The sequence below is a fragment of the Rhizobium esperanzae genome (assembly GCF_002204185.1).
GTDB lineage: Bacteria > Pseudomonadota > Alphaproteobacteria > Rhizobiales > Rhizobiaceae > Rhizobium > Rhizobium esperanzae.
In genome coordinates this window covers 266,717-284,945 of the sequence record NZ_MXPU01000007.1, presented here as the reverse complement: position 1 = coordinate 284,945, position 18,229 = coordinate 266,717, and the positions used below count along the sequence as shown (strand labels likewise).

General features: G+C 60.4%; 18 protein-coding genes. 14 read left to right on the top strand and 4 right to left on the bottom strand.

From position 1 onward, the window contains the following. Positions 1 to 4: 4 nt before the first annotated feature. The gene (gene clpA, locus B5E41_RS13300; RefSeq protein ID WP_064802257.1) at positions 5 to 2,494 is read left to right on the top strand and encodes an ATP-dependent Clp protease ATP-binding subunit ClpA; all 2,490 of its coding nucleotides are present in this window, start codon (positions 5 to 7) and stop codon (positions 2,492 to 2,494) included. A gap of 75 nt (positions 2,495 to 2,569) precedes the next feature. On the opposite strand, the gene B5E41_RS13295 is transcribed toward clpA, so the two are convergent. The 4 genes from B5E41_RS13295 to B5E41_RS13280 all read right to left on the bottom strand — a co-directional run bounded on the left by B5E41_RS13295 (position 2,570) and on the right by B5E41_RS13280 (position 5,502). Then, the gene (locus tag B5E41_RS13295) at positions 2,570 to 2,995 is read right to left on the bottom strand and encodes an HIT family protein (RefSeq protein ID WP_088394223.1); all 426 of its coding nucleotides are present in this window, start codon (positions 2,993 to 2,995) and stop codon (positions 2,570 to 2,572) included. Positions 2,996 to 3,049: 54 nt separating this feature from the next. Beyond that, the gene (locus B5E41_RS13290; RefSeq protein WP_088394221.1) at positions 3,050 to 4,240 is read right to left on the bottom strand and encodes a GNAT family N-acetyltransferase; all 1,191 of its coding nucleotides are present in this window, start codon (positions 4,238 to 4,240) and stop codon (positions 3,050 to 3,052) included. A 78-nt stretch (positions 4,241 to 4,318) separates the two neighbouring features. Next, a complete protein-coding gene (locus B5E41_RS13285) occupies positions 4,319 to 5,035 on the bottom strand; it encodes a glycerophosphodiester phosphodiesterase (RefSeq protein ID WP_088394219.1) in 717 nt (238 codons plus the stop codon). Continuing rightward, a complete protein-coding gene (locus tag B5E41_RS13280; RefSeq protein ID WP_088394217.1) occupies positions 5,032 to 5,502 on the bottom strand; it encodes a RidA family protein in 471 nt (156 codons plus the stop codon). Before B5E41_RS13280 ends, B5E41_RS13285 begins: the two co-directional genes overlap by 4 nt. Positions 5,503 to 5,638: 136 nt before the next feature. Here B5E41_RS13280 and B5E41_RS13275 point away from each other — a divergent pair, with 136 nt between their 5' ends. The 13 genes from B5E41_RS13275 (at position 5,639) to lpxA (ending at position 18,229) form a co-directional block, all read left to right on the top strand. Continuing rightward, positions 5,639 to 6,475 (top strand): cell envelope integrity EipB family protein, encoded by an 837-nt coding sequence (locus tag B5E41_RS13275; protein WP_088394215.1) that lies wholly within the window; start codon positions 5,639 to 5,641, stop codon positions 6,473 to 6,475. Between the two features lie 228 nt (positions 6,476 to 6,703). Beyond that, positions 6,704 to 6,826, top strand: a complete 123-nt coding sequence (locus tag B5E41_RS32570; RefSeq protein WP_280950619.1) for a hypothetical protein — start codon at positions 6,704 to 6,706, stop codon at positions 6,824 to 6,826. Between the two features lie 232 nt (positions 6,827 to 7,058). Then, positions 7,059 to 7,826 (top strand): 30S ribosomal protein S2, encoded by a 768-nt coding sequence (rpsB, locus tag B5E41_RS13265; RefSeq protein ID WP_003573382.1) that lies wholly within the window; start codon positions 7,059 to 7,061, stop codon positions 7,824 to 7,826. 237 nt (positions 7,827 to 8,063) lie between these two features. Then, positions 8,064 to 8,990, top strand: coding sequence for a translation elongation factor Ts (gene tsf, locus B5E41_RS13260; protein ID WP_064802271.1), 927 nt, complete (start codon positions 8,064 to 8,066; stop codon positions 8,988 to 8,990). A 95-nt stretch (positions 8,991 to 9,085) separates the two neighbouring features. Further along, positions 9,086 to 9,808, top strand: coding sequence for a UMP kinase (gene pyrH, locus B5E41_RS13255; protein WP_088394211.1), 723 nt, complete (start codon positions 9,086 to 9,088; stop codon positions 9,806 to 9,808). A 162-nt stretch (positions 9,809 to 9,970) separates the two neighbouring features. Next, the gene (gene frr / locus B5E41_RS13250) at positions 9,971 to 10,531 is read left to right on the top strand and encodes a ribosome recycling factor (protein WP_004678618.1); all 561 of its coding nucleotides are present in this window, start codon (positions 9,971 to 9,973) and stop codon (positions 10,529 to 10,531) included. A gap of 37 nt (positions 10,532 to 10,568) precedes the next feature. After that, positions 10,569 to 11,312: an isoprenyl transferase gene (locus B5E41_RS13245; protein WP_088394209.1), complete on the top strand. Its 744-nt coding sequence runs from the start codon at positions 10,569 to 10,571 to the stop codon at positions 11,310 to 11,312. Continuing rightward, positions 11,312 to 12,142 (top strand): phosphatidate cytidylyltransferase, encoded by an 831-nt coding sequence (locus B5E41_RS13240; RefSeq protein ID WP_088394207.1) that lies wholly within the window; start codon positions 11,312 to 11,314, stop codon positions 12,140 to 12,142. Before B5E41_RS13245 ends, B5E41_RS13240 begins: the two co-directional genes overlap by 1 nt. Before the next feature lie 27 nt (positions 12,143 to 12,169). Then, positions 12,170 to 13,297, top strand: a complete 1,128-nt coding sequence (rseP, locus tag B5E41_RS13235; RefSeq protein WP_088394205.1) for an RIP metalloprotease RseP — start codon at positions 12,170 to 12,172, stop codon at positions 13,295 to 13,297. A 202-nt stretch (positions 13,298 to 13,499) separates the two neighbouring features. After that, positions 13,500 to 15,839 (top strand): outer membrane protein assembly factor BamA, encoded by a 2,340-nt coding sequence (bamA, locus tag B5E41_RS13230; protein ID WP_088394203.1) that lies wholly within the window; start codon positions 13,500 to 13,502, stop codon positions 15,837 to 15,839. Positions 15,840 to 15,889: 50 nt separating this feature from the next. Continuing rightward, a complete protein-coding gene (gene lpxD, locus B5E41_RS13225; protein WP_088394201.1) occupies positions 15,890 to 16,954 on the top strand; it encodes a UDP-3-O-(3-hydroxymyristoyl)glucosamine N-acyltransferase in 1,065 nt (354 codons plus the stop codon). Then, the gene (gene fabZ, locus B5E41_RS13220; RefSeq protein ID WP_088394199.1) at positions 16,947 to 17,414 is read left to right on the top strand and encodes a 3-hydroxyacyl-ACP dehydratase FabZ; all 468 of its coding nucleotides are present in this window, start codon (positions 16,947 to 16,949) and stop codon (positions 17,412 to 17,414) included. The genes lpxD and fabZ overlap by 8 nt, the downstream gene beginning before the upstream one ends. Next, entirely contained in the window at positions 17,411 to 18,229 is an 819-nt protein-coding gene (lpxA, locus tag B5E41_RS13215) for an acyl-ACP--UDP-N-acetylglucosamine O-acyltransferase (RefSeq protein ID WP_088394197.1), read from the top strand. The genes fabZ and lpxA overlap by 4 nt, the downstream gene beginning before the upstream one ends.

The following is an 18,229-nucleotide window of genomic DNA, read 5'->3' as shown; positions in this document are numbered from 1 at the left end:
CAACGTGCCAACATTTTCGCCTAGCTTAGAGAAGGCGCTCCATCAGGCACTGACCTTTGCCAACGAGCGGCATCATGAATATGCGACGCTCGAGCATCTGCTGCTCGCCCTGATCGACGATGCCGATGCGGCTGCGGTCATGGGCGCCTGCAATGTCGATCTCGACGCGCTGCGCAAGACGCTCGTCGAATATGTCGATAACGAACTTTCCAATCTGATCACCGGTTACGACGAGGATTCGAAGCCTACCTCCGGCTTCCAGCGCGTCATCCAGCGTGCCGTCATCCACGTACAGTCATCCGGCCGCGAGGAAGTGACCGGCGCCAACGTGCTCGTCGCGATCTTCGCCGAGCGCGAAAGCCATGCCGCCTATTTCCTGCAGGAGCAGGAGATGACCCGCTACGATGCCGTCAACTACATCTCTCACGGCATCGGCAAGCGGCCGGGCGCGTCGGAGACCCGCACTCCGCGCGGCGCCGAGGAAGAGGCCGAGAGCAAGCCGACGGCGCGCGGCGGCGAGGAAGAGGGCGGTCCCAAGAAGCAGCAGGATGCGCTGAAAGCCTACTGCGTCAATCTCAACGAGAAGGCCAAGGGCGGCAAGATCGATCCGCTGATCGGCCGTCACGCCGAGGTCAGCCGCACCATCCAGATCCTGTGCCGCCGTTCGAAGAACAATCCGCTCTATGTCGGCGATCCCGGCGTCGGCAAGACGGCGATCGCCGAAGGTCTTGCCAAGCGCATCGTCGAAGGCAAGGTTCCCGAGGCGCTCGCCGATGCGACGATCTTCTCGCTCGACATGGGCACGCTGCTCGCCGGCACACGCTACCGCGGCGATTTCGAGGAACGTCTGAAGCAGGTCGTCAAGGAACTGGAAGAATATCCGGGTGCGGTGCTGTTCATCGACGAGATCCATACGGTGATCGGCGCCGGCGCCACCTCGGGCGGCGCGATGGATGCATCGAACCTCTTGAAGCCGGCGCTGTCGTCGGGCGCCATCCGCTGCATCGGCTCGACGACATATAAGGAATATCGCCAGTTCTTCGAGAAGGACCGGGCGCTGGTCCGTCGTTTCCAGAAGATCGACGTCAGCGAGCCGTCGATCAATGATGCGATCGAGATCATGAAGGGCCTGAAGCCCTATTTCGAAGAATATCACCACCTGCGCTATTCGAACGATGCCATCAAGTCGGCCGTGGAACTGTCGGCCCGCTACATCTCCGACCGCAAGCTGCCTGATAAGGCGATCGACGTGATCGACGAAACGGGTGCGGCCCAGATGCTGTTGCCGCCCTCGAAGCGCCGCAAGCTGATCACCGAAAAGGAGATCGAGGCGACGATCGCGACGATGGCGCGCATTCCGCCGAAGACCGTCTCCAAGGACGACGAGGCGGTGCTTGCCAATCTCGAGCAGGAACTGCGTTCGGTGGTCTACGGACAGGACATCGCGATCGAAGCGCTTTCGACCTCGATCAAGCTGGCGCGTGCCGGCCTGCGCGAGCCGAACAAGCCGATCGGCGCCTATGTCTTCTCCGGTCCGACCGGCGTCGGCAAGACCGAGGTGGCAAAGCAGCTGGCTGCGTCGCTCGGCGTCGAGCTCCTGCGCTTCGACATGTCGGAATATATGGAGCGGCACACGGTCTCGCGTTTGCTCGGCGCGCCTCCCGGCTATGTCGGCTTCGACCAGGGCGGTCTCCTGACCGATGGCGTCGATCAGCATCCGCATTGCGTGGTCCTGCTCGACGAAATCGAGAAGGCGCATCCGGATATCTACAATATCCTTCTGCAGGTCATGGACCACGGCACGCTGACCGACCACAACGGCAAGAAGATCGACTTCCGCAACGTCATCCTAATCATGACGACGAATGCGGGCGCTTCCGAAATGGCCAAGGCGGCGATCGGCTTCGGTTCGTCCAAGCGCACCGGCGAGGACGAGGAGGCGCTGACCCGTCTCTTCACGCCGGAGTTCCGCAACCGTCTCGACGCGATCATTCCCTTCGCGGCGCTGCCGACGGCTGTCATTCACAAGGTCGTTCAGAAGTTCATCATGCAACTGGAGGCCCAGCTTTCAGAAAGGAACGTCACCTTCGACCTGCACGAGGATGCGATCGCCTGGCTTGCAGAAAAGGGTTACGACGAGAAGATGGGCGCCCGCCCGCTTGCCCGCGTCATCCAGGACACGATCAAGAAGCCGCTCGCCAACGAAATCCTCTTCGGCAAGCTGAAGAAGGGCGGCGTCGTCAACGTCACCGTCGGCCCGAAGGAAGACGGCAAGCCCGGTATCCTGCTGGAAGCCATTCCGGATACGGCGCCGATCAAGCCGAAGCCGGAAGCCGAGGTCGTGCATCCCGAAGCCGACGACGAGGATGATGGCGAGCTGAAGACGAAGACGGCCCGCAAGACCCGTGCCAAGACGGTCCCGCAGGCCGAGCCCGAGGTCCGCGACGCCCCCAAGAAGGGAAGCACGGTTCCCAAGGTTCCGCGCAAGAAGTGAGACCTCGTCACCGAATTAAAAAAGGCCGCGTCACCCGCGGCCTTTTTTGCTTCCCCTCGTCGGCAGAGATCCGTGTTACGCCAGGGCCGCCCGGATCTTTTCGGCATGGGCGGCAAGCACAGCGCCGTCTTCCATCTTGCCGGAATGCGGCCTGAGGGCCACGCCCTCATGGCGGGGAATGATATGGAAATGCAGATGGAACACCGTTTGTCCAGCCGCCGGTTCGTTGAACTGGGCGATGAACACGCCATCGGCGTCGAAAACTTCCTGGACCGCCCGGGCGACCTTTTGAACGACGGTAATGGCATGGACGAGGGTGGCGGGATCGGCATCGAGGATATTGCGCGAAGGCGCCTTCGGAACGACGAGCACGTGGCCCGGCGCTTGCGGCATCACATCCATGAACGCCACCGTATGCTGGTCCTCGAAGATTCGGTAGGAGGGAATTTCGCCGCGCAGGATCTTGGCGAAGATATTGTTGTCGTCATAGGCGATGGTCATCGCAAAATCTCCTCACGTTCCGTTTGATCGGGTAGCGCGCTTGGCGGGGCGGCGTCAATCCTCCTGCTGACGCTCACCCTTGCGAAATGGGCTGTGCTCACTCAGCAGTTCACTCATCTGTTCGACATCGGCGCGCTCGCGCGCGAGATAATCGCCGATCGCGCGGCGCAGCCCGGCATGGGCGACATAATGGGCGGAATGCGTCGTCACCGGCAGGTAGCCGCGAGCGAGCTTATGTTCGCCCTGCGCGCCGGCCTCGACCCGTTTCAACCCCTTCGCCAGGGCGAAGTCGATCGCCTGGTGATAGCAGACCTCGAAATGCAGGAACGGGTGGTCCTCGATGCAGCCCCAGTGACGACCGTAGAGCGTATCGCCGCCGATGAAATTGATCGCGCCGGCGATATAGCGCCCGTCGCGCTTGGCCATGACGAGCAGGATATCGTCGGCCATGCGCTCGCCGATCAGCGAGTAGAATTTGCGGGTGAGATAGGGCCGGCCCCATTTGCGGCCGCCGGTATCCATGTAGAATTTGAAGAACTGGTCCCAGATCCGCTCCGTCAGATCGCGCCCGGTCAGCCAGTCGATGCTGATGCCGTTTTCGATCGCGGCGCGGCGCTCCTTGCGCAATGCCTTGCGTTTGCGCGAAGCGAGCGTTTCGAGGAACTCGTCGTGATTGGCATAGCCGTCATTGATGAAATGGAACTGCTGGTCGGTGCGGTGCAGATAGCCATCCATCTCGAAGACGCCGATCTCTTCATCAGGCACGAAGGTAATATGCGCCGAGGAGATGCCGAGCCGGCGCACGACCTCCTTCAGGCTTTCGGCGATCGCGCTCTGGATCGGCAGCCGCTGCAACCCTTCGGCGACGAGAAGACGCGGGCCGGTCGCGGGTGTAAATGGAATCGAGCACTGCAGCTTGGGATAATAACGCCCGCCGGCCCGCTCGAAGGCGTCGGCCCAGCCGTGGTCGAAGACATATTCGCCCTGGCTGTGGCTCTTGAGGTAGCCGGGCAGGGCGCCGATCAGCTCGCCACCATCTGTTTCGAGTAACAGATGGTGGCCGAGCCAACCGGTTTCGGCCGTGGCCGAGCCGGATTCTTCCAGCGACGATAAAAAGGCGTGCGAAACGAAAGGATTATAGGCGAGCGTGCTGCAAGCTTTCGACGCCCCGGAAAGCCGGGACCAGCTCTCCGGGGAAATCGCGGTGAAGGAGCGTTCTACGCGAATGGACAATTCATCGGTCATGCGGCGGATGCGAAGCCTGTGGGAGGAGGGTTTCGGCTCGGTTTCAGTCTGCGCATGATCTTGGCCAAAAAGCGAGCGTCAAACCGCACGCGGGTCGAAACCTTCGAAGGTCATCTGGTCTGCATTGGCGAAAGTGCGCCGGCGCGCCTCTTCGTCACGCACCGTCCAGGTGATCACCGGAATGCCCTTGTCGCGTTCGCCCGTGATGAAGGCATTCGGCAGGTCGTCATAATAATAGGAGATGAAATCGAGACCGATCTCCATTGCCTTGGCATGGGTCTCAAACTCTTCCGGCGTGTTGCCATTGGCGGTCAGCCCGAGCGGGTAGGGCGAGCCAAGCGCCTTCAGACCGCGCAACAGCCAATGGTCGAAGCTCATCAGCGCGACCTTGCCCTCATAGCCTTCGAGCACTTCGAGCACGGATTCGGCAAACCCCTCGTCATCGGCCTCACGGCCCTTCAGCTCCAGCACCAGCGGAACCTTGCCGTTGACGAGGTCGAGGAGCTGGCGGAGCGTCGGCACCTTGTCGCCCGTGCCGCCGACGGCGATCAGCCCGAGTTCCCGGGAGGTGCGCTCGCGGATGTCGCCGTTCAGATTGCACAGACGCTGAAGATCCTCGTCATGAAAGATGATCGGCACGCCGTCGGAGGCGTAATGCAGATCGCATTCGATCGCAAAGCCGGCTTCGACGGCACGCGAGAAGGCCGAAAGCGTATTTTCCCAGACGAGCTTGTTGAGGTCGTGAAAGCCGCGATGGGCGACCGGCACGTCCTTGATCCAGGCCGCATTCGTCATTCTGCGATTTCCATGATAGCATCGATCTCGACGGCGGCGTTCAGCGGCAGGGCGGCCATGCCGACGGCGGCGCGCGCATGTTTGCCCGCCTCGCCGAGCACGCCGGCAATCAGGTTCGACGCGCCGTTGATGACGAGATGCTGCTCGACAAAATCGGGCGCCGAGGCGACGAATCCGTTCAGCTTTATGACGCGCCGGATGCGGCCGAGGTCGCCGCCGAGCGCAGCTTTTGCCTGGGCGAGAATATTGATGGCGCAGAGTTCGGCACCGCGCTGGCCGCTTGCAAAGTCTACCGTCTTGCCGAGATGGCCTGATACGGCGATCTTGCCACCTTCGAGTGGCAGTTGCCCGGAGATGTAGAGAAGATTGCCGCTAATGACATAGGGGACGTAATTTGCGGCAGGTGCTGCGGCTTCGGGTAGAGTTATCCCCATCTTAGTCAGGCGGGCTGCAATTTCGTCGGACATTTTCGTCTCCGCTTTTGTTGTCAATGTTTCAAAAATTATGCATCAAGACTAGAATCTTTATTATGACAGCTTCGAGCCTCGATTTGGCCGAAAGAGTTCATATAACATCGCGGCTGAGTCCAACAGGAGTGAATGAATGTTCCGATCGTCGCTTGCCGCTCTGCTTCTCGCCGGCCTTTCCGCCAATGCATGGGCGGGTGCGCCTGCGGCAAGCGCTGCGATCGCGACCGGTCTCGTCGCCCATCGCGCCGTCTACGATCTGGAATTGAAGGATGCCTCGGACCGCTCCGGCATCGCCTCGATGTACGGCCGCATGGTCTATGAATTCGACGGCAGCTATTGCCAGGGCTTCACCACCAATTTCCGCTTCGTGACGCAGATCGACACCGGCGACAGCGTGCGCGTCAGCGATCAGCAGACAAAGACCTTCGAGAACCTGAAGGACCGCAAGTTTACCTTTGACACCAAATCCTTCACCGACGACCAGCTCGACAAGGAGGTCAACGGCGCGGCCGAGAATCAGGCCAATGGCGTCAAGGTCGATCTCAAGCGGCCGGCGAGCCGTGAGCTGCAGCTTGGCGAAAGCCGCTTTCCGACAGAACATATGCTCGATGTGATCCAGAACGCCAAGGAGGGAAAACGTTTCTTCGAAGCCCGCGTTTTCGATGGTTCCGATGACGGCGATAAGTCGCTGGTGACGACAACCATTGTCGGCAAGCAGGAAACGCCGGCTGCCGAGGAGGCCGATGCCGGCAATGCCGGCGCCTTCTCGAAGACGGCCTTCTGGCCGGTGACCATCGCCTATTTCAACGAGAATGCAAAATCGGATTCGCTGCCCGTCTATCGCATGTCGTTCAAGCTTTACGAGAACGGCATCACCCGCGACCTGACGATGGATTATGGCGATTTTGTCCTGACCGGCAAGCTCGCCAAGCTCGAGCTGCTGGATCACAAGGCTGAGGTCTGCAAGTAGGCCGCGGTTTCTCCGCTGTCATAAAACTGTATCATAAAGTTCATTATTGTGTCGGCGACCAGCGATGATTGAGTCGCCTCCTGTCGTCCTACTCTTGTGATCGGTGCGATTCCAGCGGCCAGTCCATTGCGACGGGGCCTGCAGTTGCGAAATAGGCCTCCAGACCATCACGCGCCGCAAGCCTGGAAAGCCTCACTATCATCGACGAGACACGGCTTCCGCGGTGCCTTGGGCACCGCGACCGGCAATGCAGACGCGATCGGCACCCTGCTGCCGGCTGAGGTCGACGCCATTCTGCCGATGCCGGACGCCGGCGTCATGCCGTCGCTGCTGCCGACGCTGTCAGGCTGAGCGGCGCGTTTTCAGGGCAGGGCAGTCGGCCGGAAGTTCGGCATGATCCTTGTTTTTAGGCCGAGTGGAATGTTTTCCTTGCTTTTATGCCGAACCGAATGTATGGGCACCGGCATTCCACACGTAAGGCTTGGGATCGTCCGGGAGAAATCCGGGCTGTTCCGCCGGTGGCATTCTCTAAGAGGGTGCTGTTCGTCTTGCGGAGGTTCAACCGGAAAAGGAGTAACAAGGCATGGCATTGCCTGATTTTTCTATGCGTCAGCTTCTTGAAGCAGGCGTCCACTTCGGCCACCAGACCCATCGCTGGAACCCGAAGATGAAGCCGTACATCTTCGGCGATCGCAACAACATTCACATCATCGATCTGGCGCAGACGGTTCCGATGCTCTCGCGCGCTCTTCAGGTCGTCAGCGACACCGTCGCCCGCGGCGGCCGCGTTCTCTTCGTCGGTACCAAGCGCCAGGCGTCCGAGATCATCGCCGACAGCGCCAAGCGCTCGGCCCAGTACTACGTCAACTCGCGCTGGCTCGGCGGCATGATGACGAACTGGAAGACGATCTCCAACTCGATCCAGCGCCTGCGCAAGCTCGACGAGATCCTCAACGGCGAAGCCCAGGGCTTCACCAAGAAGGAACGCCTCAACCTCGAGCGCGAGCGTGAAAAGCTCGACAAGGCTCTCGGCGGTATCCGCGATATGGGCGGCACGCCCGACCTGATGTTCATCATCGACACCAACAAGGAAAAGATCGCGATCGACGAAGCCAAGCGCCTCGGCATCCCGGTCGTCGCCATCATCGACTCGAACTGCGATCCGGACCTGATCGACTATCCGATCCCGGGCAATGACGATGCATCGCGCGCCATCGCCCTGTACTGCGAGCTGATCTCCCGCGCTGCCATCGACGGCATTGCGCGCCAGCAGAGCTCTTCCGGCCGTGATCTCGGCGCATCCTCCGAAGTTCCGGTCGAGCCGGCTCTCGAGGAAGCAGCCGAAGGCTGATGAAGGCGGGCGGAGACAAAACTCCGTCGAAGCTTGCATAGACTGGGAAGGCCGCTCGCGACTCATCGAAGTTCGGCGGCCTTACCCGTTTCAAGGCGGAGGCGTCAGGCGCTCCGTCAGTAAAGTTTCGTTATGACGCGTCTTCATCACGTTGTCATACATACAGGTACATTTCGTGCCTCAATCCGGTGTCGCGCCGCTTTGCGGTCCACCGTTTGAACCGACAAGAGGAAGATAATGAGCGAGATTACGGCTGCAATGGTGAAGGAACTGCGCGAAAAGACAGGCGCAGGCATGATGGACTGCAAGAAGGCTCTTGCTGAAACCAGCGGCGACATGGAAGCGGCGATCGACTGGCTGCGCGCCAAGGGCATCGCCAAGGCCGACAAGAAGTCGGGCCGCACCGCCGCTGAAGGCCTCGTGGGCGTTTCGAGCCAAGGCACGAAGGCCGTCGTCGTCGAAGTCAACTCCGAAACCGACTTCGTCGCCCGTAACGATGCCTTCCAGGATCTCGTCCGCGGCATTGCCAAGGTCGCCGTTTCCACTGACGGCACGGTCGACGCCGTGGCTGCCGCGACCTATCCGGCATCCGGCAAGTCCGTTTCCGACACGATCAAGGATGCGATCGCAACGATCGGCGAAAACATGAACCTGCGCCGTTCGATCGCTCTCTCCGTCGAGGACGGCGTCGTTGCCACCTATATCCACAATGCTGTTTCCGATGGCCTCGGCAAGCTCGGCGTTCTCGTCGCGCTGAAGTCGACCGGCGACAAGGAAGCCCTGAACGCAATCGGCCGCCAGGTCGCCATGCACATTGCTGCGACCGCGCCGCTGGCGATCCGCCCGGAAGAAGTCGATGCCGCCGTCGCCGAACGCGAGCGCAACGTCTTCATCGAGCAGTCGCGCGCTTCGGGCAAGCCCGACAACATCATCGAAAAGATGGTCGAAGGCCGCATGCGCAAGTTCTTCGAGGAAGTCGCTCTTCTCTCGCAGTCTTTCGTCATCAATCCGGATCTCACCGTCGCAGCCGCCATCAAGGAAGCTGAAAAGGCCGTCGGCGCCCCGATCGAAGTTGCCGGCATGGCACGTCTCCTGCTCGGCGAAGGCGTCGAGAAGGAAGAGACCGATTTCGCAGCTGAAGTTGCGGCTGCTGTCAAGGGTTGATCTTTCAGCCATAATTGGGAAAACGCCAGGGCATCGCGTGACAACGCGGTGCCCTTCGTGTATCGGGCATTCACGGCAATTTACGAGGAGCCAAGATGTCTTTAGAGCCTGTCTATAAACGCGTTCTGCTCAAGGCTTCCGGCGAAGCGCTCATGGGTGGCCAGGGTTTCGGGATCGATGTCGCAGTGGCGGACCGCATTGCATCCGATATCGCCGAGGCAAGGCATTTGGGCGTGGAAGTCGGCGTCGTCGTCGGTGGCGGCAATATCTTCCGCGGTGTCGCAGTCGCATCCAAAGGCGGTGACCGGGTGACCGGCGACCATATGGGCATGCTCGGCACCATCATCAACGCGCTCGCGCTCGCAACCTCGCTGCGCAAGCTGAACATCGATACGGTGGTGCTTTCCGCCATCTCCATGCCGGAGATCTGCGAGAGCTTCTCGCAGCGAGCGACCCTTTATCATCTGTCGATGGGACGCGTGGTGATCTTTGCCGGCGGCACCGGCAATCCCTTCTTCACCACTGATTCCGCCGCCGCGCTGCGCGCCGCCGAAATGGGCGCGCAAGCGATCTTCAAGGGCACGCAGGTGGACGGCATCTACACCGCCGACCCGAAGAAATATCCCGATGCGACCCGCTTCGACCGCCTGACGCACCAGGAAGTGCTGGACAGGGGGCTTGCGGTGATGGACGTTGCCGCCGTGGCGCTTGCCAGGGAGAATTCCATTCCGATCATCGTCTTCTCGATCCACGAGAAGGGTGGTTTTGCTGAAATCTTGACGGGCGGTGGCCTCAAGACCATCGTCTCCGACAACTGATACAAGCCGCGCCGCGGTTTCGGCGCAGCCCTCGCTAGAACATGATTGAGCTTTAGGTGCGGTTGGCCTGAAATCTGAAACATGTTCTACATTAAGAATTAGAGCCTGAGACGTCCCGAAAACCGCTGACTTTTCGGCATCGCTCTAAACGGGAGCATCGACATGAGTGAAGGTATCGATATCAAGGAACTGAAGCGCCGGATGGACGGCGCGGTCTCCGCATTCAAGAGCGACATCGCATCGCTGCGCACCGGCCGTGCTTCGGCCAACATCCTCGATCCGGTCACGATCGAGGCCTATGGTTCGCGCGTGCCCTTGAATCAGGTCGCGAACATCACCGTGCCCGAGCCGCGCATGCTGACGGTTTCCGTCTGGGACAAGTCGATGGTCAGCGCCGTCGAACGCGGCATCCGCGAATCCAATCTCGGCCTCAACCCGATCGTCGACGGCCAGAGCCTGCGCATTCCGCTGCCGGAATTGAACGAGGAGCGCCGCAAGTCGCTCGTCAAGGTGGCGCACGACTATGCGGAGAAGAGCAAGGTCGCGATTCGCCATGTTCGCCGTGACGGCATGGACGGCCTCAAGAAAGCCGAAAAGGACGGTGTAATCGGCCAGGACGAGAGCCGTGCGCAATCCGAACGCGTACAGAAGATGACGGACGAGACGATTTCCGAAATCGACCGCTTGCTTGGCGAGAAGGAAAAGGAAATCATGCAGGTCTAGTGGACCTGTGCCTTTGCCTGGAAAGACCGGACGGGAAATGTCGGAATCTGTATTTGTGACTGTGCCAGAGCATGTTGCCATCATCATGGACGGCAATGGCCGTTGGGCCAAGCAGCGCGGCTTGCCGCGCACGATGGGCCATCGCAAGGGCGTCGAGGCGGTCCGCGAGACAGTACGCGCCGCCGGCGCGGCCGGCATAAAATATCTCACCCTCTTCGCCTTCTCCTCGGAGAACTGGCGCCGGCCCGAAGCCGAGGTTTCCGATCTGCTCGGTCTGCTCAAGGCTTTCATTCGTCGCGACCTTGCTGAGCTTCATCGCCAGAATGTACGCATCAAGGTGATCGGCGACCGCCACAGCCTGCGCAGCGACATTCTCGGCCTGCTGCTTGAGGCGGAGGAGACCACCAGGGACAACACGGCGCTGACGCTGGTCATCGCCTTCAATTACGGCTCGCGTGATGAAATCTCGCGCGCCGTCGTGAGTCTCGCGAGGGATGTCGAGTCCGGCCGCCTGCGGGCACAGGACATCACCCCCGCGCTGATCAACGCCCGTCTCGACACGGCCGGCATCCCGGATCCGGATCTCATCATCCGCACCAGCGGCGAGGAACGGCTTTCCAACTTCCTGCTTTGGCAGGCCGCCTATTCGGAATTCATCTTCATCCCGGAATATTGGCCCGATTTCAGTCCGGAGATTTTCCGCTCGGCGCTGGAAAAATTCGCCTCCCGCGACCGGCGCTTCGGTGGCCTGTCATCGCAGGCAGCCGCGGTCGGCACCTGATGCAGAAGGAATTGAAGCTCCGCATCGTTTCAGGATTGATTCTCGCGCTCATCGTTCTTGTCGCCACCTGGTATGGCGGCCTTGCCTTTCGCACCTTGGCCGTGGTGATCGGTCTGCTGATCTACTATGAATGGTCTAAGATAACCGGCATTGCGCGGGATTGGGTGGCCAATGTGGTTGGTTGGATCGGCGAAGCGGCGATCGCCTTCCTCGTGCTTGTCGGCAATTTCGAATTCGCCGCCGGCATGCTGGCCGGCGTCACCGCCGTCGGCATAGCCCTGATCATCCTGCACGGCACGAGTCGCTGGCTGCCGGTCGGCCTCTTCTATGCCGGCGCCACAGGCCTGGCGCTTGCCGCGATCAGAGGCAACGACCAGCCCGGTCTTTACGCCATGCTTTTCGTCTTTGCCGTCGTCTGGGCGACCGATATCCTCGCCTATTTCGTCGGCAGGGCGCTCCGCGGACCGAAGCTTGCCCCGTCGATCTCGCCGGGAAAGACATGGTCTGGCGCTATCGGCGGCGCCGTTTTCGCGGTCGCAGCCGGCGTCCTTCTCGCCCATTTCCTCCTTCCGGGCACCGAAGTCGTCGCCGCCGGCGTGGCGCTCATCCTGTCGGTCTGCAGCCAGTCGGGTGATCTTTTCGAATCCTTCATCAAGCGAAAATTCGGCGTCAAGGATTCGAGCCGTCTCATTCCGGGCCATGGCGGCGTCATGGACCGCGTTGACGGACTGATTTTCGCCTGTTTTGCTGCGTTCTTGCTTGCTGTATCATTTTCCCTGATAAAGGGAGCTGGCATGACGTCGCTCGGAGCGGCATTATTTGGCCTCTGATGACGCGGTAGCCCGACGGAAGGAACCATGGACGTGATGACCGGCATATACGCATTTGTGATGGGGAATATCGTCACCTTCATCCTGGTGCTCTCGCTGCTCGTCTTCGTGCATGAGATGGGCCATTACCTTGTCGGGCGCTGGAGCGGAATCCGTATCCTTGCCTTTTCGGTCGGCTTTGGTCCCGAGCTATTCGGCTTCACCGACCGCCATGGAACACGCTGGAAGATCTCCGTAATCCCGCTTGGCGGTTACGTCCGCTTCTTTGGCGACGAGGATGCGTCGAGCAAAACGGACAGCGACAAGCTTGCCGCCATGTCCGAAGAGGAGAGGGCGCGCTCCTTTGCCGGCGCCAAGCTGTGGAAACGTGCCGCGACCGTCGCAGCAGGTCCGATCGCCAATTTTCTGTTGGCGATCGCCATCTTTACTGTTCTCTTCACCGTCTATGGCCGCATGATCGCCGACCCGGTCGTTGCCGAAGTCAAGCCGGAGAGCTCGGCGGCCGCCGCCGGTATCCTTCCCGGTGACCTCCTGGTTGCCATCGATGGCGGCAAGGTCGAGACGTTTGAAGATGTGCGCCGCTATGTCGGCATGCGCCCCGGCCAAAGGATTGTCGTTACAGTCGAGCGCGGCGGCCAGAAGCTCGATGTGCCGATGGTGCCGCAGCGCGTCGACCAGACCGATCAGTTCGGCAACAAGATGGAAGTCGGTCAGATCGGCATCGCTACCGACAAGAACTCCGGCAATTTCCGGCTGCAGACCTACACTCCGCTCCAGGCGCTGCGTGAGGGCGTGATCGCCAGCGGGCAAATCGTCACGGACACCTTCAAATATATCGGCAACATCTTCAGCGGATCGATGCGGGCCGATCAGCTGGGCGGACCGATCCGTGTGGCGCAGGCTACCGGCCAGATGGCGAAGCTTGGCCTGGGGGCAGTGTTGCAGCTTGCTGCGGTGCTGTCGGTTTCGATAGGATTGCTTAACCTGATGCCGGTTCCGGTACTTGATGGCGGCCACCTGATGTTCTATGCGGTGGAAGCGGTCAGAGGAAAACCGCTGGGTGCCAAGGCCCAGGAAATTGCATTTCGCATAGGCCTTGCAATGATATTGACATTGATGGTTTTCACGACCTGGAACGACATCAGCCTGAGCTGAAGGTAAACGCGTAAGGCAAGGGAATTACTATTTATTTACGATGTTTCAAGGCTGTAGTGGCGAATGGGTCACGCTTGGAAATGAAGTAAACAGAAATTAACGCCCTCCCTTGCTTGTATGTCAAAAGCGGGTAAAACGACACACGTGACCGGAATCGGGTTCTCCCGGGGACGGGGACGAGGGAAAAAAGGTAATAGGTGAAATGAAGGCTGGTTCAAAGTTTTTGAACGCAGTATCGGCGGTTGCGCTGTCTGCTAGTGTTGTTGCTTCGGGCGCAGGTGCTTTGACGTTCGTTTCCGCTACGGCCGCCGAGGCCGCGGTCATCCAGCGCATCGATGTGCGTGGCGCAAGCCGCGTCGGCGCGGAAGCCGTCCGGTCGAACCTCACCATCACGCCCGGCAAGAGTTTCTCGAACACTGATATCGATAACTCGGTCAAACAGCTTTACGGCACGGGCTACTTCTCCGATGTGAAGATTTCGGTTTCCGGCGGCACGCTCGTCGTTAACGTCCAGGAGGCCCAGCTCGTCAATCAGGTGGTCTTCAACGGCAACCGCAAGATCAAGGACGACAAGCTCGCGACGATCGTCCAGACGCATGCTGCCGGTCCTTACAGCGACACGCAGATCCAGTCCGACATCCAGGCGATCAAGGATGCCTATGCCGCCACCGGCCGCAGCGAAGTCGAGGTGACGACGCAGGTGGTGCCGCTCGGCGAAGGCCGCGTCAATCTCGCCTTTGTCATCAACGAGGGCGATCGCACCAAGATCGATTCGATCAATTTCGTCGGCAACAACGCCTACAGCGCCGGCCGTCTGGCTGCCGTCATCAATACCAAGCGCTCGAACTTCCTTTCGTTCCTGACCCGCAAGGACGTCTACAACGAAGACAAGCTTCACGCCGACGAGGAAGCGCTGCGCCAGTTCTATTACAATCGCGGCTATGCCGATATGCGCATCGTTTCTTCCGATGCCAGCTTCGACGAGGCGACCAACAAATACACGCTCACCTTCAATATCGAGGAAGGTCAGCGCTACGACTTCGGACCGGTGACCGTCCAGTCGACCGTCGAAGGCGTCGGCTCCGATCAGCTGCTGCCGCTCGTGCGCACGAAGGAAGGCCACGTCTATAGCGCCAAGGAAGTGCAGAAGTCGATCGAGGCGATCTCCGATCAGGTCGCGTCGGCCGGTTATCCCTTTGCGCGCGTCACGCCGCGCGGTAACCGCGACCTCAACAACAACACGATCGGCGTCGAATATCTCGTCGACCAGGGCGAGCGCGCCTATGTCGAGCGCATCGAGATCCGCGGCAACAGCCGTACGCGCGACTACGTCATCCGCCGCGAATTCGACATGAGCGAAGGCGACGCCTTCAATCAGCAGATGATCACCAAGGCCAAGCGCCGCCTGGAAGCGCTCGGTTACTTCTCTTCCGTCAATATCTCCACCCAGCCGGGCAGCTCCCCGGACCGTGTCGTGGTGGTGGTCGACGTGCAGGATCAGTCGACCGGTTCGTTCGGTGTCGGCGCGGGTTATGCCGCTGGCGGCGACGGTCTGCTGCTCGAAGCATCGATCGAAGAAAAGAACTTCCTTGGTCGTGGTCAGTACATCCGCATCTCGGCCGGCGGCGGTCAGGAAGGATCGCGCGCCTACGGCGTCAGCTTCACCGAACCCTATTTCCTCGGCTACCGCCTGGCGGCGGGCTTCGACGTCAACCACAGCGAAACGTCGAGCAACGACAATTACGACTATGAGGAAACCAGCGTCGTTCTGCGCGTCACGGCGCCGATCACCGAAGATCTGGCGACGACTTTCCGCTATAACTACAAGCAGATGAAGTACGACGCTGACAACAGCGATCTTTCCGATCTGTCCGCTCCGTATCAGCACCTGGTTGAGGACAGCCCGTGGACACGTTCTTCCGTCTCGCAGACGCTGACCTACAACACGCTCGATGACACGGTTCTACCGCGCGAAGGCATCTATGCGACGGCGACGCAGGAAATTGCCGGCCTCGGGGGCGACTCGCAGTTCTACAAGATCTACGGCAAGGCCCGCTACTACCACCTGCTCGCCGACGATGCCGATATCATCGGTTCGGTTTCGGCTTCGGCGGGTTATGTCGTCGGGTTTGGTGAGCACCTGAATGTCTTCGACCAGTTCACGCTGACCAATGGCGACATTCGCGGCTTCGAGAACAAGGGTATCGGCCCGCGCGTCAGGGGTGACAACGACGATCCGCTGGGCGGTACAACATACTTCACCGCATCGGCCGAAGCGACTTTCCCGATGCCGGGCTTCCCGCGCGACTTCAACCTGCGCGGCGCGGTCTTCGCCGACGCCGGCACGTTGTTTGGCAATGACGTTGACCTGAGGGGCGACGGCATTGAGGGCGAAGACGCCTCGCTGCGCGCTTCAGTCGGTGTCGGTGTCGTTTGGCAGTCTCCTTTCGGTTCATTGCGTCTGGATTACGCAATCCCGGTCCTCAAGGAAGACTTCGACAAGACGCAAAACTTCAAGTTTGGCATCAACAACCAATTCTGATATCGGCAGTCCGGAACTGTAAGACTCAATTCCGTTCTGGAGCATTGCCGATGGAGCAAAACGTTTTTTTTCTGCCCCATGAAGGTCTGAAGCTCGCTGAGCTGGCAGAGTTTCTTGGGGCGGAACTCGTCAATTCCGATCATGCCAATGTCATCGTCAGGTCCGTCGCACCCATCAGCCGGGCGCGAGCGGGCGATGTCTGCTATATCCTGTCGCGCCGTAACCGCGAGGAGTTTGCGACCTGCGAGGCCTCGGCGGTGATCTGCGACAAGGCGCTTGCCGATCTCGTTCCTCCGCATCTTCCGGTTATCTTCTCGTCCAATCCGCATGCCGCCTTCGCAATGGCGGGCGGCCTGTTCTATCCCGCAGCATTGCGTCCGATCGCTCTTTCGGGTGAAAGCGAGATTGCTGCGAGCGCAGTGATCGATCCGAGCGCTAAACTTGAAAAGGGCGTGATCGTCGAACCGTTGGCCGTCATCGGTGCGCATGCCGAGATCGGGGCGGGAACGCGCATCGGCGCGAACAGTGTCATCGGCCCGAATGTCAAGATCGGCCGGGATTGTTCGATTGCGGCTGGAGCAAGCATACTTTGTGCGCTGATCGGCAATGGCGTCATCATCCACAACGGCGTTCGGATCGGCCAGGACGGTTTTGGTTATGCACCGGGTCCGCGCGGCATGATCAAGATCGTTCAGATCGGCCGGGTGATCATCCAGGACAGTGTTGAGATCGGCGCCAACACCACCATCGACCGCGGGGCCATGGACGACACGGTAATCGGCGAGGGGACCAAGATCGACAATCAGGTCCAGATCGGCCACAACGTCCAGATCGGCCGCCATTGCGCCATTGTTTCGCAGGTCGGCATTGCCGGCAGCACGAAGATCGGCAATGGCGTGCAGATCGGCGGCCAGGCGGGAATCAAGGGACATGTGACGATCGGCGATGGCGTGCAGATAGCTGCCAAAAGCGGTATCATGACTGACCTTGCCGCGGGCGGACAATATGGCGGTATACCTGCCCGTCCGCTAAAAGACTATTTGAGAGAGGCCGCGCAACAGGTGTCGAAGTCCAAGTTGCGCGGGAGGAACCCTGGAGGCAAGCAAAATGACTGAGGAAGCCACGACGACGCTTTCTTCGGCTGATATTACCGAGATCATGAAGCTGCTGCCGCATCGCTATCCGTTTCTCATGGTCGACAAGATCATCGGGATCGACGGCGACAACACGGCGATCGGCATCAAGAACGTCACGGTGAACGAACCGCATTTCACCGGCCATTTTCCGGAAGCGCCGATCATGCCGGGGGTTTTGCTGATCGAGGGCATGGCTCAGACGGCGGGTGCCATCTGCGCCAAGAACGAAGGTCAAACCGGCAACCTCGTCTATTTCATGACCATCGAGAATGCGCGCTTCCGTAAGCCGGTTGTGCCCGGCGACCGCGTCGAATTCCACGTCAAGAAAAACAAGCAACGCGGCAATATCTGGAAATTCCATTGCGACGCCAAGGTTGACGGCGCACTTGTCGCCGAAGCTGATATCGGCGCGATGATCGTTCGTAAGGATCAGGCATGAGCAATATCGCCGAAAGCGCCCGTATTCATCCGATGGCTGTCGTCGAAGACGGGGCTACCATCGGCGAGGGCGTCAAAATCGGTCCTTTCTGCCATGTCGGGCCGCATGTCGACCTGCATGCGAATGTCGAGCTCCTGGCGCATGCGGTCGTCACTGGCCGCACCGTGATCGGCAAGGGCACGCGCATCTTTCCGATGGCCGTCGTCGGCGGTGATCCGCAGAGCGTGCATCACGGCGGCGAGGAAACGACGCTGACGGTCGGCGCCAATTGCACGATCCGTGAAGGTGTGACGATGAACACCGGCACCGCCGATTTCGGCGGCCGGACGATCGTTGGCGACAACAACCTTTTCCTTGCCAATTCTCACGTCGCGCATGACTGCCGGGTCGGCAACCATGTGATCATGTCGAACAACGTCATGCTCGCCGGCCATGTCGTCATCGAGGATCGGGTCATCCTGGGTGGCGGCTCGGCGGTTCACCAGTTCACCCGCGTCGGCCGCCACGCCTTTGTCGGGGGCCTGTCGGCCGTGAGTTACGATGTCATTCCCTATGGCATGCTGAACGGCAATCCCGGTCTGCTGGGCGGCCTCAATGTCGTCGGCATGACGCGGGCGGGCATCGACCGCGCTGTCATCCACCGGGTGCGCCGCGCCTACAAGGCGATCTTCGAAGGAACGGGCTCAGTGCGCGAAAACGCCGCCGCGATCCGTGGTGAATATGCCGATTGCGAGCAGGTCGTGCAGATCCTCGACTTCATTGCAGCCGAGAGCGACCGCGCGCTGTCCTCGCCGACGCGGGGGCAGAAGGGCTAG